Genomic DNA, 15697 nt, shown 5'->3' with positions numbered 1-15697 from the left:
TTTGCGTGTTGTTTTTAGTCTTTATAAATGCCGAAATGCGCGCGGGCGGCGATCAGCTGTGGTTTGGTCAGCATGAACACGCCATCCCCGCCATTTTCAAACTCAAGCCAGGTAAACGGCACGTCCGGATACTGCTCAATCAGATGTACCATGCTGTTACCGACTTCACAAATCAGAATACCGTCGTCGCTGAGATAATCCGGCGCATTACCGAGGATACGGCGCGTCAGCTTCAGACCATCGCTGCCGGAAGCCAGACCCAGTACCGGCTCATGACGATATTCGCCCGGCAGATCGGACATATCTTCTTCGTCAACGTACGGCGGGTTGGTGACGATAAGGTCGTACTGCACTTTCGGCAGATCGCGGAACAGGTCGGAACGAATCGGCGTGACCTGATGGATCAGGCCGTGCGCTTCAACGTTCTGCTCGGCAACGGCCAGCGCGTCAACGGAGATATCCACCGCGTCCACTTCCGCTTCCGGGAAAGAGTAAGCGCAGGCGATCGCAATACAGCCGCTGCCGGTGCACATATCCAGAATGTGCTGCGGTTGATGGTCAATCAGGCCGGCGAAGTGATTATTGATAAGCTCACCGATCGGAGAACGCGGCACCAGCACACGTTCGTCCACGAAAAATTCATGGCCGCAGAACCAGGCTTTATTGGTCAAATAGGCAACCGGAATACGTTCGTTGATCCGGCGTATCACGCGCTCAACGATGCGGTGTTTTTCGCTGGAAGTCAGACGCGCGGAGTGCATATCCTCCGGAATATCCAGCGGCAGGTAGAGCGATGGCAATACCAACTGCAGCGCCTCATCCCACGGGTTGTCCGTGCCATGGCCGTACCAGATATTCGCCGCGCTGAAACGACTGACCGCCCAACGCAGCATGTCCTGAATGGTATGCAGCTCATTGACCGCTTCATCAACAAAAATTTTATCCACGCCATCCTCCAGGACACGCTCTACTGTAAATTCGGCGGCTAGTTTGCCACGAAGACGGCGATAAATCAGCATTCTTACGTCAGGCGGACGGGGAAAAATACGTTTTGCTTGCCTGAATACAGGCCGAGTCGGGTAAACTAGCGAAAAGAAATGATGAGAGTGGGCAATGAAAAAGAAAACATCGCTAAGCGACGAGGATCAGGCGTTGTTCCGCCAGTTAATGACCGGCACGCGTCAGATTAAGCAAGACACCATCGTGCACCGCCCGCTGCGCAAGAAAATCACCGAGGTACCGCCAAAACGCTTACTTCAGGAGCAGGCCGATAACAGCCACTATTTTTCCGATGAATTTCAGCCGCTGCTGAATACCGAAGGGGCGGTCAAATATGTCCGTCCGGACGTGAGCCATTTTGAACTGAAAAAACTGCGCCGCGGCGATTATTCGCCGGAGCTGTTTCTCGATCTGCACGGGTTGACCCAGCAGCAGGCTAAGCAGGAGCTGGGGGCGCTGATCGCCGCCTGTCGTCGCGAACATGTCTTTTGCGCCTGCGTGATGCACGGGCACGGCAAACATATCCTCAAGCAGCAAACGCCGCTCTGGCTTGCGCAACATCCGCACATCATGGCTTTTCATCAGGCGCCAAAAGAGTACGGCGGAGACGCCGCACTGCTGGTGCTGATTGAAGTTGAAGAGTGGCAGCCGCCGGAGCTTCCGTAATACGGATGCTCCGGGGGGAGTCAGATAGCCTTCGCCATCTTCAGATTGCAGGGGCTCATCTGCCAGTTGAACTCGCCCTTGCCATCGGCATCAAGGGTGACACAGGCAATAGCCGAAGTGGTGAACATCGGGGGAGTTTCTCCCGGGCACAGCTCTGAGACGAGGTACCCCACCAGCGGCAGGTGCGAAACCACCAGCACCGTTGAAACACCTTCATTGGCCAGCGTCTGAAGCCAGGCGCTGACCATGCCAACATCGCCACACGGCGTGAGCTCCGGCATCACGTCGACATTTTCAGGCAGGTCCATGCACTCTCTTACCACATCCAACGTCTGTTCAGCACGCAGGTAAGGACTGACAAGAACCCGTTCAATATCCACTTTTTGACCTTTCAGCCAGGTTGCCATCTGACGGGACTCGTCACAACCACAAACGGTTAAGGGACGAACCGAGTCACTGGCTGCATCGAGGGCAGCGTCGCCGTGACGCATGATAAAAACTTGCATATTGCACCGCTTTTGTTAACCAGAAGCACCGCAGTCTTACCTGCGTAGATAGCACGCAGTCGACCCGGTGGCCGGGCATTGTGCCTGATTCATCCAACGAATGAAACGCTGTTTTTTACCTCAATGGCGTAAGTATAGTCAATGATCGTTTACAAAACAGCCAACCAACAGCGTCATTCATCGCCGGATTTATCTTCTTTGACCAGAACTTAGGTCGTCCGTTCAGCAGCGGGCCAAAAGGTTGCCCCCTGCCCGGCCATGCGCAATAAATTTTCGCATGGGGTAAACCGTGGGCCGTACTGAGCGGCCAGACGTTGCAAGATGGCAACAACTTCACTCGCCCCGAGTTGATCCATATAACGGAACGGGCCGCCAAGAAACGGCGGGAAGCCAATACCGAACACCGCGCCAATGTCGCCATCGCGGGCGCCGCGGATGACCTGCTCATCGAAGCAGCGCGCGGCTTCGTTAAGCATCATCATGACGCAACGCTCAGCTATCTGCCGGGCGGATAAGCGCGCCTGCGGAGCAGAAACGCCCAGCAGCGAATAGACCGCAGCATCGGGTCGTTTTTTGCTTGTACGCCCTTTTGGCTCATAAAGATAGAAACCGCGGTTATTTTTTCTCCCTTTGCGATCGTCATTCAAGATCGCATCAATGATGTTTGCAGGCGGGCTAAAACGTTCTCCCCACGCGGCTTCCAGAACCGGCAGAATTTTGGTCCCGGTATCAATTCCGACCTCATCCAGCAGTTGAATCGGCCCCACCGGAAAGCCGAATTTCACCAATGACTTATCGATATGATCAATGGGCTCACCTTCCATGAGTAAGCGCATCGCTTCGTTGATGTAGGGCGCCAGAATACGGTTGACGTAGAAACCCGCTTTATCAGCCACAACGATCGGCGTTTTGCCCTGCATTTTGGCCAGCTTGACTACCGTCGCAATCGTCTGCGGATCGGTATGCTGATGGGGGATCACTTCAACCAGCGGCATTTTCTCGACCGGGCTGAAGAAATGCAGGCCAATCACCTGCCCCGGTCGGCTGGCCTGCGCCGCAATGTCGCCGATGGGCAGCGAAGAGGTATTGGAGGCAAAGATCGTCTGCGGGCTGCAGTGTGCTTCGATCTCAGCCACCATCCGCTGTTTAAGAGCTAAATCCTCGAAGACAGCCTCGACAACCACATCGCGATGGGCGAAGCCCTGATAATCCGTGGTGCCGGAAATCAGCGCCAGCTGACGATCCCGTTCGCTGGCGCGCAGATAGCGGCGACGCACCTGCTTGTCCAGCAGTTCCCAGCTGTATTTCAGCGCATGGTTAATTCCCCGTGCCTGAATATCTTTGATACGCACCGCAAGCCCGCCTTTGCAAGCGGTAACATACGCAATCCCGCCGCCCATCAGACCGCCACCGAGAATGCCGATGCGATTCAGTGGCCCGGCCTGCGCATCGGCGCCGCGATCTTTCTTCAAATCCGTGCTGGCAAAGAATATCGATCGCAATGCCTGAGACTGCGCAGTCATCGCCAGCTCACCGAAGGCACGCGCTTCCTCGGCATAGCCGCTGCTACAGCCGTGAGCTAATCCATTTTCAATCACCTGCAGAATGCGCTCGGCGGCAGGATAGTTGCCCTGGGTTTTCTGTCGGGTCTTTTTCCCCACCAGCCGAAACAGCAGATTACGGCCCAGCGGTCCGGCAAGCACCCGTTCGCGGATCGGCATACTGCGGCTCGCCGGCCGTCCTTTCAGCGCCAGCTCCACCGCCGTCTGCAGCAGAATCGATTGCGGAACCACCTCATCCACCAGGCCCGCTTTTAACGCCTGACGCGCGCGAAGCTGCTTGCCGGTCAGAATCATCTCCAGGGCGCTGCTGACACCGATCAGGCGGGGTAATCTCTGAGTGCCGCCGGAGCCAGGCAGCAGCCCCAGCTGGACCTCAGGCAGACCCAGACGCGTTTTCTCGTCATCGCTGCATACCCGTCCATGGCAGGCCAGCGCCAGCTCAAGGCCGCCGCCCAGGCAGGCGCCGTGGATGGCGGCGATCACCGGAATCGCTAACCCATGGATCTCCGCCATAATTTGTTGCCCCTGGCGGGCGAGCGCTTCCGCTTCCTGAGCGCTGGCGCAGCGGGCAATCATATTGATATCCGCGCCGGCGATAAAATTGTCCGGTTTTGCGGAAATCAGCACGACGCCGCGCAGAGATTTATTATCACGAATCTGGCGAACGATCGCCCGCACCTGCTGGCCAAATTCGGCCTTCAGGGTATTCATCTTTTCACCGGGCGAATCGATAGTGATGACGCCGACGTTATCCGGGCGAATATCGAGGGTAAATGCCGATGCCATGTCCATTATTCCACCTCCAGAATCATCGCCGCGCCGAGTCCACCCGCCGCACAGGCGGTAACCAGGCCAAATCCGCCCCCCCTGCGCCGCAGCTCATGCAGCGTCTGGGTAATCATCCTCGCGCCGGTGGCAGCAAAAGGATGCCCGTAAGCAATTGAACCACCGAGGACATTGAATTTACTTTCGTCGACTTCCCCGGTCGCCTGCGAGCGTCCAAGCACCTCGCGGGCAAAGCGGTCGCTGGCCAGGCACTGAAGATTCGCCAGCGTCTGCGCGGCAAAAGCCTCATGCATATCGATAAGCGTTAAATCAGCCAGGCTCAGTCCCGCTCTTTCCAGCGCCAGCGGCGTTGACCACGCCGGCCCCAGCAGCATATCCTGGCGGACATCGATGGCGGTAAAGGCATAGCTGCGCAGGTAGCCAAGCGGGGTTAAGCCCAGCGCTTTGGCCTGAGACTCGGTCATCATGATCACCGCCGCGGCACCATCGGTTAGCGGCGTACTGTTTGCCGCAGTGACCGTGCCATGCTTGCGGTCAAAAGCCGGACGTAACTTTTGGTAATCAGCCAGGGTTGAATTTTTACGAATATTGTTGTCGTTTTCCAGCGGTACACGGAACGGCGGCACATACGCGGTCATCACCTCAGAGGCCAGTTTCCCCTCTTCCCAGGCTTTCGCCGCCAGCTGGTGCGAACGGTGCGCCAGCGCGTCCTGCTGTTCGCGAGTGATACCCCATGTTTTTGCCATTTGCTCTGCGGTATCCCCCATCCGCAGCCCGGTCGAATACTCGGCCACCGCAGGCGGTACCGGTAAAAGATCGCGAAGGCGTAAACGGGAGAAGAGCTTCAGACGCTGCCCGAGAGTGCGCGCTTTATTGGCATCCACCAGCGTACGGGCCAGCTTTTTACTGACGCCGATCGGCAGAACGGATGAAGAGTCGGCGCCGCCGGCAATACCTGCGCGGATCGTTCCCGCCATCAGGCTCTCCGCGACGTTGGCAACCGCCTGAAAACTGGTGGCGCAGGCGCGACTTACGCTGTAGGCATCGGTGTGTACGCTCATGCCGGTGCCAAGCACAATTTCGCGCGCAATATTTGGCGCTTCGGGCATCTGCACCACCTGGCCAAATACCAGCTGCTCAATCATTTCCGGGGGAATATCGCTACGAGCCAGCATTTCGCTGATAACCATTTTTCCCAAATCAACGGCGGGAACACCGTGAAATACCGTGGCCTGGCGGGCAAACGGCGTACGTAAACCGCTGACAATGGCAATGCGATCGCCTTGACGGGTGACAAGCGGTAATGGCTGACTCATGACTTTCCCCTGTTAACCGATAAAACCAAGTGGTCTGACCTGATAACAGTTTTAACTAATTTTTTACATTAAGCCAATCAGCGAAGAGAAAAAGTGGGAGCCAAAACACATACAAAGCAGGAGATAACGCCCCTGAAGGGAGGGGCGTTGAGGAGAAATTAACGCAGACCAAGCTGGAAAATCAGCGTTTCGGCTTCACAGCAGAAGACAAAATCGATATCCATCTGCACTCCGCCTTCAACGTCGGTAAAAGTCGGGGTAATTTTGCACGGTTCAGATTCCACACCTCGTGCTTTCTCAGTCAATGCGGCGAGAGTTTGTTCCGCTTCGGCGCGATTGGCAAAAACCCGGCTGTAAGAGGCGGTGCAATCGGTGTTGTCCATAATGGTGCCAACATCCATACAGCAGCAAACCGGGGTTTCATCAGCACTACATTTACTCATCGTAGATTTCCTCTGTATATGCACTCAAGGTGCCAGACAAATAATGAGGTTATTTTACGCGCGGCGCCTCCCGGCCTCCAGTCGTTAATGGCGACAAAAGTCCTAAGTGACCGAAATCACACTTAAAAATGATCCAAAACAAAAAATGCCCTGTTTAGATAATGCGAACGAGGCCAATTTTGCTAACTGGATCGCTTTTTTCGTATCACAACTGAAAAATCTCATAAACAAACTTGCAACATCTCATCTGGTCAGACCTATACTCAGCGCACTGGTCTGATTTCTCTGTCGTAAAGCAGACCCTACACTTCGCGCTTCTGTTACGGCATGTAACATAGTTTAAATAAAAATAACTCAATGAGGTTATGGGCATGAGCCAGAAAACCCGCTTTACCCAATCTGCCCTCGCAGTGGCTGTAGCACTTGTTTCAACACAGGCCTGGTCAGCAGGCTTTCAGTTAAATGAATTCTCTTCATCAGGTCTGGGCCGCGCCTATTCCGGTGAAGGTGCAATTGCTGACGACGCGGGCAATGCCAGCCGTAACCCAGCATTGATTATGATGTTCGATCGCCCGACGATGTCTGCGGGCGCGGTCTTTGTCGACCCTAACGTCAATATTTCCGGCCAGTCGCCAACAGGCAAAAGCCTGAACGCCGATAATATTGCGCCAACCGCATGGGTGCCTAACTTCCACTTTGTATCGCCGATTAACGATCAATTTGGTTGGGGGGCCTCTATCACCTCTAACTATGGTCTGGCGACCGAGTACGCCGATGATTATGCCGCCGGCAGCATGGGCGGAAAAACGGACCTGACCACCGCCAACTTCAACCTGAGCGGCGCCTATCGCCTGGACAGCCACTGGAGCTTTGGCTTAGGGTTTGATGCGGTGTATGCGAAAGCGAAGATTGAGCGCTATGCAGGCGATTTGGGGCAAATCGTTGCGGGCTCTGGCGCGCTGCCGCCGCAGCTGGCCGGCCCGGTATCGAAAATTCCTGCCGATACGCAAATTGCTCACCTCAACGGTAACGCGTGGGGCTTTGGCTGGAACGCCGGTATTCTTTATGAACTGGATAAGAATAACCGCTATGGCTTCACCTATCGTTCTGAAGTGAAAATCGACTTTGACGGTAATTACAAAAGCAGCTTACCTTCCGCATACAACCAGATCCTCGGTAACTTCGGGCTTCCGGCGGGCACCAACGGTCAAACTACCGATGGTTCTCTGACGCTGAACCTGCCTGAAATGTGGGAACTGTCCGGCTATAACCGCGTTGCACCGCAGTGGGCGGTCCACTATAGCCTGACCTACACCAGCTGGAGTCAGTTCCAGGAGCTGAAAGCAACGGGTAGCAACGGTGAGACGCTGTTCTATAAAGATGAAAGCTTTAAAGACGCCTACCGTATTGCGCTGGGTACCACCTATTACTATGACGATAACTGGACCTTCCGTACCGGTATCGCCTTTGATGATAGCCCGGTTCCTGCAAGCACCCGTTCTATCTCCATCCCGGATCAGGATCGTCTGTGGCTGAGCGCGGGTACCACCTATGCCTTCAACAAAGATGCTTCGGTTGACGTGGGTGTTTCATACATGCACGGTCAGCACGTAGAAATTAAAGAAGGTCCTTATACCTTCCGCTCTGAAGGTACCGCCTGGCTGTACGGCGCGAACTTCAACTACCGCTTCTGATCGGTCTGGCAGCATAAAAAAAGGGTAAACGCGAGTTCACCCTTTTTTATTGTCATATTTACTCGTGTTTACTGCGAGTCGATATCTTTCAGATCGCCCTGAATCGCCTGAGCGTTAGGGTTCTCGACCGGCGTAAGTTTACCGCCGTTGGCAATAAAGTCATGACGCTGGAAGTAGGCTTCGCGAACCATGATATACGGGTCGGAAGACTGGCGCAGCAGGCCGTCGGAATCCAGCAACTGAGCACGGGTCTCAACCCCTTCAACCGCCCACTTACCGATAGACATCGGCCAGGTCAGCCAGGAAAGGACCGGATAAAGACCATCAGCCATATCACCGCCTTCATCACGCAGCGTAAAGCTGCCATAGAACGGCAGTTGTACGTAAGGGCCGTAACCCACGCCATAATGACCCAGGGTGCTACCAAAGCGATGCGGTTCAACACGCTGCAGTTTCGGGTTCGCCATCCCGGCGACATCAATCAGGCCGCCCATTCCGAGAAGGGTATTAAGGAAGAAGCGGGTAAAGTGCACCATACCTTTATAGGGATCGCCCTGCAGGAAGTAGTTCGCCATCACCGCCGGTTCTTCAAGGTTGCTGGTGAAGTTACTCAGCCCATTGCGCGCCGGCTGCGGGACATAATCACGCCAGGCAACGGCAACCGGACGCAGCACGTACGGATCCACCACGTTAAAGTTGAAGTCGAACATCGTACGGTTAAACCCTTCAAGCGGGTCTGAACGCCCCTGCGGCAGATCGCCAGAGCTGGAACTGGCACATCCCACCAGCAATGTGGCGCCAAGCGCAAGCGCCGACAGGCGAAAATTCATAGGTGTCTCCCTGTTAATTTTGGCTATTGCGGTGGGCTATCCGGGGACCACTGCCTCCATGACGATACCACCCGAAGCAAATTGCAATCTGGTGCCTGCTTTCAGCATAGCCTTCTTTGGCATAATTGTTGCGCCCTGATTCTATACATATTTTGCAATATTCGTATTGCTATTCTTGCCATCAGCAAAAATTTAGGAGGTTATCCCGGGCCAGTCGGGTGAAACATCTCTACGCTTATGAGAATGAAAAAACGCAGGAGGAAATGCCATGACGACAGATCCCAAACCTCACGAGCGCCCTCATAGCGAAGAGGTGGAGGTTGAAAGCGATGAAAAACAGGATGGCGAACCGATTGAGGTCAACGAGAAACGCCTGCCCTCGCGTGCAATGGCCACCCATGAAGAGATCCGTCAGGAGGGGGAAAAAGAGCTGGAGCGCGATGCCCTTGCACTTCTGTGGTCAGCGGTAGCCGCTGGTCTGTCGATGGGGGCCTCGATGGTGGCGAAAGGGATTTTCCATGTTCACCTGGGCGAACTTCCCGGTGGTTATTTAGTGGAGAATCTGGGTTATACCTTCGGGTTTGTTATTGTCATCATGGCTCGCCAGCAGCTGTTTACCGAGAATACCGTCACCGCGGTATTACCCATCATGCATAAGCCGACGCCCGGGAATATCGGCCTCCTGCTACGGCTCTGGGGCGTGGTGCTTATTGGTAACCTGGTCGGTACGGCAATTGCGGCCTGGGCCTTTAATATGATGCCGATTTTTGACGATGCCACCCGCGGCGCGTTTCAGGAGATCAGTTTAAAGGTCATGGAAAATACGCCGTCTGAAATGTTCGCCAATGCGATTATTTCCGGCTGGCTGGTGGCGACCATGGTGTGGATGTTTCCCGCCGCCGGCGCGGCAAAAATCGTGGTGATCATCATGATGACCTGGCTGATTGCGCTCGCCGATACCACCCATATCGTTGTCGGCAGCGTTGAGATTTTTTACCTGGTCTTCAACGGCTCGCTGCCCTGGCAAGACTTCATCTGGCCTTTCGCGCTGCCGACGCTGGCTGGCAACATTTGCGGCGGCACTTTTATTTTTGCGCTGCTCAGCCATGCGCAGATTCGCAACGACATGAGCAACGACAAAAAGGAGCGGCTCAAGGCAAAAAAACACCCTTAAGTGGCGAGAGTTTAAGCATTCAACCCATAGATGCTTAACGAACAAGGAAAAAAACGCTATACTCCCGCCGCTTCGTCCCCTTAGTTAAATGGATATAACGAGCCCCTCCTAAGGGCTAGTTGCAGGTTCGATTCCTGCAGGGGACACTTCTTAGCCGTTCGCCACACTCCGACACAGTTCGCTCAACCCCTTACGTACCAACTATTTAATAAAACGCCTGTTCGACAGCAACGGACTCTATCTCATGGTCAACATAACGGCTCAACGTGCCCGCGCATGAAATATCTCTTGCTCACGCTTACAGACTTGCAAACCGTCGGGCGGTGGATGGCGGAATAGAGGGAAAGCGATTGTCAGGAAAGAGTAAAAAAGCCGACAGGCTATCTGGCACGCCAATCAAATTAACACAATGAATAATATAAGTTTTATTCTGATGCCTTCTGTTTTATTTCAGCATAACGGGCAGCCAATTGCTTCAGATGCATCTCCAGTTGAGTCCTGTCAGCAACCGGTAAAGGGTTGCCGGCAGGCGTTTGTGATAATGCCCGCAATTGCTCTTCAGCGGGTATGGCTTGATTAAAGGACTGCATAGCGGAAAAGACCACTGATTTCAGCTCACTGACCGTCATGTATTTCCCCTTCTGCTCATCAAGCCGGTTCAGCCTGTCGCTCAGTTTTTGTAGCGTCGTCATTCCCTGATACCAGCCATTGAGATTTTCTGCCGGCAATGAGGCAGCAGTAAGCTGTTGCTGCCACTGTTGTGCCAGAGATTTAGCCTGCTCCGGCCAAAGCGTCTGAGCCTGTTCCAGAAGCTGCCTGCTCCAGGCGATATTCCAGTCAGGGGGAAGCTTGTCCAGTCGGGCAAGCTGCTGCTGCGTTTGTGTGATAACCGCAGGTGATAACGAGGATCGCTGGCGCAACACATCCAGCTGTGCAGGTGTGAGCGTTGCAGGTAACGGCGCAAGTGAGGCGGCGAGCTGAGTCTGGAGTGGATCAGACCGCAGTAAGGTATGCCAACCCCACGCCGTCGCCACGCTTACCACCAGCATGGTGCACATCCCGGCAACAAAGGATTTCGTTTTTTTTACCGGCGCGGGCATTGCCGCCTGTACTTCGATATTCGCCTGGTGTTCTGCTTGCGCGACATACACCCGCTTCGCTGTACTATCCGCCGCGCGACTCCCTTCCGGCGGACCATCAGCCGGAGCGCTCATTGCTCCCCCTGAACCATTCATTACCGTGGCAGGCAGCCCGATCCCCGTCTCAATGCTCGCCCCAGCACAACCGGAGGTGTCATCACCGTTTTCCAGCCGGGCGGCATTGTTGTGCATCAGTGTACGCAAGGCAGCAAACTGACTGAGGTGTTTAAGTTCCAGGCGCTGTAACACGACGCAGAGAGCGGTAAGCAACTGCTCTGCCCGATATAGCTGGCAGAGGTCGCTGTAATTCGGCAGGAGCGTGCGCATCCGTTGCTGCAGACGCTGACTCAGACCACTGAGGATTTCGATGCGGGCATGTACAGGTTGAGGCCAGAGCGCGCCCCACTGATGGCTTATCAGGGCCTCCAGGATTGCCAGCCCTTCATTTAAACCAGACAATCCGGCCAGATGCGTCCGCGCAAGCGTATACCAGGCAGCCGTCTGCAGTTCAACACCGTTTTGTTCAAATAATGAAAGGCAGAGCTTTTCGGCATATTGCCAGTTCACATCCGGGCGCGCCGGATGGGTCAGCTTACTCAATTCATCACGTAGGGCTGCATAATCCGGCAGGGTACGCGGATCGCCGCCGGTTTTAATTTTATGTGGGGTAATGTCATTCATGACCAGATATCCATCTGACGTGTCTGAAACTATGGAGGATTTTTGAGGCCCGGAGATATGACTGATATGGCGCTATCCGGCCTTACATGCGGGTTGTCGTGTCGAGATACTGCCGTTGCTTCAGGTGTCGCAGCAGGACCCGCCCTTCGGGCATAAACTCGGTGCCGTAGCGCACCAGGCCAACACCGTTGAGTTCAGCGTCAATGGCATAGTGCAGTTCACCTGGAATTTCCTGTTTCTCCAGGACAACGGTTATTTTTTTCAGGCGCGGCTCATATTTCAGCAGAACCGCAGACAATGTCGCCATCAGCTCATGGGCGCTACCCGGCATCCCTTGCAGGATTCTGGTCATATCCGGCAGCCCGTAATCCGGCAGGTGCGCCAGCGTCCCGGCACGGCAGTTGAGAACCCGCAGCATGTTGTCCAGCACAGACAGGATGACCTGATTTTCTTCACTGACCTGATTGACAGCAAGGCCACCGGTAAAATGACCGGTGAGCATTTCATACAGCGAAGGCGTGCGATGTTCCCGGGGCATTAGTCGTCCTTGAGCGGTTGCAGCGTCAGATGATTGTTACTGGCTTCCAGAATGCGCGGCTTATCCGGATCGAGGTCTTCACGCTGAATCACCCGCTTCCAGGTATTGTTAACCATATCCGGGTGACGAAACAGTCCCGCCACTGCCACAAACTGCGCACCGGCTTCCATTGGCATGTTGAGGCTCGCATCTCCGCCCGGCTTCACCACCACATCACGGCTCGCCAACAGGTCAGCTTTCAGAATGCTATCCCCATCCTGGAGCAATTGCTGGTAAACCGTTTTGTCGAAGGTTTTGCGGTCTTTCAGTTGGTAGACACGGACCACCACTGGCTCAGACAGCGAGTTACTCTCGCGGGAGTCGGTGTTCAGCGCTTCACGGGCGGTGAAATCCAGGTGCAGCACCTTAATATTTTTGTAGAACACGGCGTTAAACGCCGATTTGGTGCCATCGGTGATGCCCTGGGTCACCCCACAACCCGCCAGACTGAATGCCAGCAGGGGCAACAGCCAGCGCGCTGTTTTAGTTAAATTTGTACGTAACACGTCGGTTTCCTTGTTGTGGTGTTGCAGGCTCCAGCCCGGTGTAGTCACCCAGTTCTGTCGTAAAGGTCTGAGGGAGATCCTCCGGGAGGTCATCGCCTTCCATGCCCAGTACGCCGTTCATGCCGAGCCAGAAAGGACCGTCGCCGAGCGGCGGAGCGGCCAACAGACGGGTCCGGGTGGTGAAGGTGATTTTTGCCTTAAAGCGCCAGCCGAGATAAACACGCAGCATCACCAGGAAATCGTGGTACAGCAGACCATCCGGTTTCCAGCCCTGCGCCTCCTGCTCGTTATCCGTCGTGAGCGCAACCAGCAGTTGGCTGCCCGCATCCATCGCTTCGTCACCCAGGGGGGTGTTGCCGTCCAGCAGAAAATCATCATCGCCGTAAAAGCCCAGTGGCCGGCTGACTTCCACCGGCCGCAGGCAATACGGGCTGACCCTGACGGTGGTCTCCGGGGCCAGCAGGATCACCAGCGCCTGCATCCCCTCCTGGGTTTTACCAGGCTGGCGCAGCACCCCCAGCAGCGCCAGAAATCGGGATACCGGTGTGGCAATGTGGTTCGCCGTGCCGGGAATACCCAGTCCCACCAGGCCCAGCAGTGACTGCGAAATGTTGTCGGTCCCCCCTGGCTCAAACGTGGCGGGGTAAGAGTATTTACGCCAGATGCGATAAAACTGCGTCAGGATGCGGTGGCTGAAAATATCCAGAAAGCCCTGCAGCGCCTCATGCCCTTCCCGGCGCTGGGTGATGTCATCAAGATAGGCGGTCGGCAAGGGGGAATCCACGCCATACATCCCCATAAATGTGGCGCGGATAACCGGCGGTTTGCTGTCATTATCCTCATCATATTCAACGGCTTTCAGCTCACTGGCCGGAAACCCCATCCCCGGATGCGGGGCAAAGCGGACCGGATCATCCACAGGGTGGCTGGTCGAGCCCATCAGCGGCCTGTGCGGATTACGTTTCTCCAGCAACTGACAAAAACGATAAAAGTTAATGCGGTGAAGATCGGCCTCCAGCCGCGGGGTCAGCCGGGAATGCGGCGGTTGTGCTTCTCTTGCCATTCCAGGCGCTCTCCGGTCGGTTGTAGAATGATAATCAGGCGGTTAAACAGATAGATGTCGGTGTAAAGCGCAAAGAAGCGGCTCAACATCTCGCCGAACAGGCAGATGTCACCGCGTCCGGCAAAGCCGTGACTATCCAACGTCACCTCAATCTGCACGCCGCGCACCAGATAGCCCTGTTCGAAGCGTTGAGCTTCACCGTGCTTCACATCGATGATGGCTTCCAGACGGCGGCGGTTCATCTCACTATCAGTCCACTCATACAGCGCCAGAGTGCCACGCAGCACGTCAGCGTTATCCATCATTGAGAGAAAACCGCTGCCAAGGTGGCTCAGCACGCGCCAGTGAAAACGGTCCTGCGCCGGCGGATAACAGGGTAGCGTCGGCGCGCACAGATTGCGCACGGCGATACTGGCCGAAGTGGTTTTCATCACCGTATCGAGCACGGCGCTTTGTAGCGCCCGGCGAGGCAACTGACCATTGGTGCCGGTGAGCGTCAGCGACAGGCTTTCATCTTCCGGCACCGTGTGGTTATCAAACGCTTCGCCACCGAGGATAAGCCAGGTATTGTGTAGCCCGGACGGGCCGCGGCGCACGCGGGTATGATAGAAATACTCCGGCGCGTCGTGTCGCAGCATTCCGCCCTTGTGGCGAAAGCTCGAGAACGGCACGTAAGAGTGCTGGCTGGAAGACATCACCGAATCCACTGCGTAAATCTCAGTATGGCCATCCTGCACGCGCATCGGGCGCAGCATGTATTCGGTTTGCAGAGAGTTGAGCGTCAGCGGGTCAGATTCCAGCGGGAACAAGTTAATCACCGGCACGCAGTTCAGGCGCAGATGCTTTTCGGTAAAGCTGAAGTCATGCTCCCAGCGTTCCGCCAGCACCACGTCGATTTCGAACCAGGGGAGCTCAGCCGGGAATTCCACCCTCTCCAGCCCACGCAGGCCGATGAACATAAATTTCTCGCGGAAGGTGAAATATTCCAGCAGCAGCTGGTAACCGCTAAAACTGCTGCCCCCTCTCGGCCACAGGTCGTCGTCATCGCCAAACCCCAACGCGGTGAAATATCCGTCCAGCGGTCTTCTGTCCACGTCGCCTGGCATTCTCAACCAGAGACGCGCAGTGTTCATGGTAAAGGCTTCATGCATGGCGCAGGCCAGCGGTGCATCGGCGTTAAAGTAGAACGGGATCTGGCTGAGATCGACACGACGCCAGTCAGCAAGATGGCTGCAGTTAAAGCGCAGGCTGATGACCGAGCGCCCGTCAGGGTCTGACGACAGGCGGGCGTGATCCAGCGACAGCGGCTGAAGCGCGATCTCTTTCGTTGTCGTATAGCGGCAGCGAGTGCCCTTCTCACCGATCGGCCGCGAGTTCACCTCGAAACCTTTGACAATGCGCATCTGCTCTTTCATCTCGCGCCAGTCAGGGGTGAACTCCACCACCGACATTGACGGAATGGTGCGCAGGTAGTGTGGCCAAAGCAGGCTGACCAGCCCTTCGGTCAGTTCCGGCAGATCGTCATCGAGCTTCTCACGCAGCCGGCCCATCAGGAAGGCAAAGCCTTCGAACAGGCGTTCCACGTACGGATCGCGCGCCCCCGCTTTATCGAGATTGAGCATTGCCGCCTGCTCGGGATGAGCACGGGCAAACTCTTCGCCAGCTTCCAGCAGGTAGCGCATTTCAGCGTCGTAATAACGCAGGGTTAAGTCGTCCATAAAAACCTGAATATATGAATTTTAAAGGTATGCCAGG

The 15697-nt window shown here is 55.5% G+C and carries 14 protein-coding genes and 1 tRNA gene; 4 read left to right on the top strand and 11 right to left on the bottom strand.

All coding sequences use genetic code 11. The annotated features are described in order from the left end of the window. Positions 1-14: 14 nt before the first annotated feature. Positions 15-947 (bottom strand): 50S ribosomal protein L3 N(5)-glutamine methyltransferase, encoded by a 933-nt coding sequence (prmB, locus tag AC007G_RS08740; RefSeq protein WP_015583759.1) that lies wholly within the window; start codon positions 945-947, stop codon positions 15-17. A 166-nt stretch (positions 948-1113) separates the two neighbouring features. Here prmB and smrB point away from each other — a divergent pair, with 166 nt between their 5' ends. Further along, positions 1114-1665 carry an endonuclease SmrB gene (gene smrB / locus AC007G_RS08735; RefSeq protein ID WP_015583758.1) on the top strand — a complete coding sequence of 184 codons (552 nt, stop codon included), beginning with the start codon at positions 1114-1116 and terminating at the stop codon, positions 1663-1665. A gap of 20 nt (positions 1666-1685) precedes the next feature. Here smrB and sixA read toward each other — a convergent pair whose 3' ends face one another. From sixA to AC007G_RS08715, 4 genes are all read right to left on the bottom strand, one after another. After that, positions 1686-2171, bottom strand: a complete 486-nt coding sequence (gene sixA / locus AC007G_RS08730; protein WP_032699066.1) for a phosphohistidine phosphatase SixA — start codon at positions 2169-2171, stop codon at positions 1686-1688. 209 nt (positions 2172-2380) lie between these two features. After that, entirely contained in the window at positions 2381-4525 is a 2145-nt protein-coding gene (gene fadJ / locus AC007G_RS08725; RefSeq protein WP_049265699.1) for a fatty acid oxidation complex subunit alpha FadJ, read from the bottom strand. Then, positions 4525-5835 carry an acetyl-CoA C-acyltransferase FadI gene (gene fadI, locus AC007G_RS08720; RefSeq protein WP_049265702.1) on the bottom strand — a complete coding sequence of 437 codons (1311 nt, stop codon included), beginning with the start codon at positions 5833-5835 and terminating at the stop codon, positions 4525-4527. Before fadI ends, fadJ begins: the two co-directional genes overlap by 1 nt. A gap of 158 nt (positions 5836-5993) precedes the next feature. Further along, positions 5994-6278: a YfcZ/YiiS family protein gene (locus AC007G_RS08715; protein ID WP_032686614.1), complete on the bottom strand. Its 285-nt coding sequence runs from the start codon at positions 6276-6278 to the stop codon at positions 5994-5996. A 371-nt stretch (positions 6279-6649) separates the two neighbouring features. On the opposite strand from AC007G_RS08715, the gene fadL reads away from it, so the two are divergent. Continuing rightward, a complete protein-coding gene (fadL, locus tag AC007G_RS08710) occupies positions 6650-7972 on the top strand; it encodes a long-chain fatty acid transporter FadL (RefSeq protein ID WP_032686613.1) in 1323 nt (440 codons plus the stop codon). Between the two features lie 68 nt (positions 7973-8040). Here fadL and mlaA read toward each other — a convergent pair whose 3' ends face one another. Continuing rightward, positions 8041-8802, bottom strand: coding sequence for a phospholipid-binding lipoprotein MlaA (mlaA, locus tag AC007G_RS08705; RefSeq protein ID WP_015583753.1), 762 nt, complete (start codon positions 8800-8802; stop codon positions 8041-8043). Between the two features lie 268 nt (positions 8803-9070). On the opposite strand from mlaA, the gene AC007G_RS08700 reads away from it, so the two are divergent. Then, positions 9071-9976 (top strand): formate/nitrite transporter family protein, encoded by a 906-nt coding sequence (locus AC007G_RS08700; protein WP_032695493.1) that lies wholly within the window; start codon positions 9071-9073, stop codon positions 9974-9976. Positions 9977-10050: 74 nt separating this feature from the next. After that, a tRNA-Arg gene (locus AC007G_RS08695) sits at positions 10051-10122 on the top strand. Between the two features lie 279 nt (positions 10123-10401). Here the strand turns inward: AC007G_RS08695 and AC007G_RS08690 are convergent. The 5 genes from AC007G_RS08690 to tssF all read right to left on the bottom strand — a co-directional run bounded on the left by AC007G_RS08690 (position 10402) and on the right by tssF (position 15660). Continuing rightward, positions 10402-11796, bottom strand: coding sequence for a VasL domain-containing protein (locus AC007G_RS08690; RefSeq protein ID WP_142630022.1), 1395 nt, complete (start codon positions 11794-11796; stop codon positions 10402-10404). A gap of 82 nt (positions 11797-11878) precedes the next feature. Continuing rightward, positions 11879-12334: a type VI secretion system baseplate subunit TssE gene (gene tssE / locus AC007G_RS08685; RefSeq protein ID WP_032695495.1), complete on the bottom strand. Its 456-nt coding sequence runs from the start codon at positions 12332-12334 to the stop codon at positions 11879-11881. After that, a complete protein-coding gene (gene tssJ / locus AC007G_RS08680; RefSeq protein WP_132467895.1) occupies positions 12334-12879 on the bottom strand; it encodes a type VI secretion system lipoprotein TssJ in 546 nt (181 codons plus the stop codon). Before tssJ ends, tssE begins: the two co-directional genes overlap by 1 nt. After that, a complete protein-coding gene (tssG, locus tag AC007G_RS08675; protein ID WP_142630024.1) occupies positions 12857-13942 on the bottom strand; it encodes a type VI secretion system baseplate subunit TssG in 1086 nt (361 codons plus the stop codon). The genes tssJ and tssG overlap by 23 nt, the downstream gene beginning before the upstream one ends. Continuing rightward, complete coding sequence (gene tssF, locus AC007G_RS08670; RefSeq protein WP_416238766.1) at positions 13906-15660, bottom strand: type VI secretion system baseplate subunit TssF; 1755 nt, start codon at positions 15658-15660, stop codon at positions 13906-13908. The genes tssG and tssF overlap by 37 nt, the downstream gene beginning before the upstream one ends. Positions 15661-15697 lie beyond the last annotated feature (37 nt).

The sequence above is a fragment of the Klebsiella sp. CSG-1 genome (genome assembly GCF_056521145.1).
Note: the sequence above shows the minus strand (reverse complement) of the source record. Positions and strands in the feature narration are given on the sequence as shown.

Excerpts from the sequence above, each read along its gene's own strand:
- smrB (WP_015583758.1), top strand. The coding sequence starts at position 1,114 with ATGAAAAAGAAAACATCGCTAAGCGACGAGGATCAGGCGTTGTTCCGC.
- sixA (WP_032699066.1), bottom strand. The coding sequence starts at position 2,171 with ATGCAAGTTTTTATCATGCGTCACGGCGACGCTGCCCTCGATGCAGCC.
- fadJ (WP_049265699.1), bottom strand. The coding sequence starts at position 4,525 with ATGGACATGGCATCGGCATTTACCCTCGATATTCGCCCGGATAACGTC.
- fadI (WP_049265702.1), bottom strand. The coding sequence starts at position 5,835 with ATGAGTCAGCCATTACCGCTTGTCACCCGTCAAGGCGATCGCATTGCC.
- AC007G_RS08715 (WP_032686614.1), bottom strand. The coding sequence starts at position 6,278 with ATGAGTAAATGTAGTGCTGATGAAACCCCGGTTTGCTGCTGTATGGAT.
- fadL (WP_032686613.1), top strand. The coding sequence starts at position 6,650 with ATGAGCCAGAAAACCCGCTTTACCCAATCTGCCCTCGCAGTGGCTGTA.
- mlaA (WP_015583753.1), bottom strand. The coding sequence starts at position 8,802 with ATGAATTTTCGCCTGTCGGCGCTTGCGCTTGGCGCCACATTGCTGGTG.
- AC007G_RS08700 (WP_032695493.1), top strand. The coding sequence starts at position 9,071 with ATGACGACAGATCCCAAACCTCACGAGCGCCCTCATAGCGAAGAGGTG.
- AC007G_RS08690 (WP_142630022.1), bottom strand. The coding sequence starts at position 11,796 with ATGAATGACATTACCCCACATAAAATTAAAACCGGCGGCGATCCGCGT.
- tssE (WP_032695495.1), bottom strand. The coding sequence starts at position 12,334 with ATGCCCCGGGAACATCGCACGCCTTCGCTGTATGAAATGCTCACCGGT.
- tssG (WP_142630024.1), bottom strand. The coding sequence starts at position 13,942 with ATGGCAAGAGAAGCACAACCGCCGCATTCCCGGCTGACCCCGCGGCTG.
- tssF (WP_416238766.1), bottom strand. The coding sequence starts at position 15,660 with ATGGACGACTTAACCCTGCGTTATTACGACGCTGAAATGCGCTACCTG.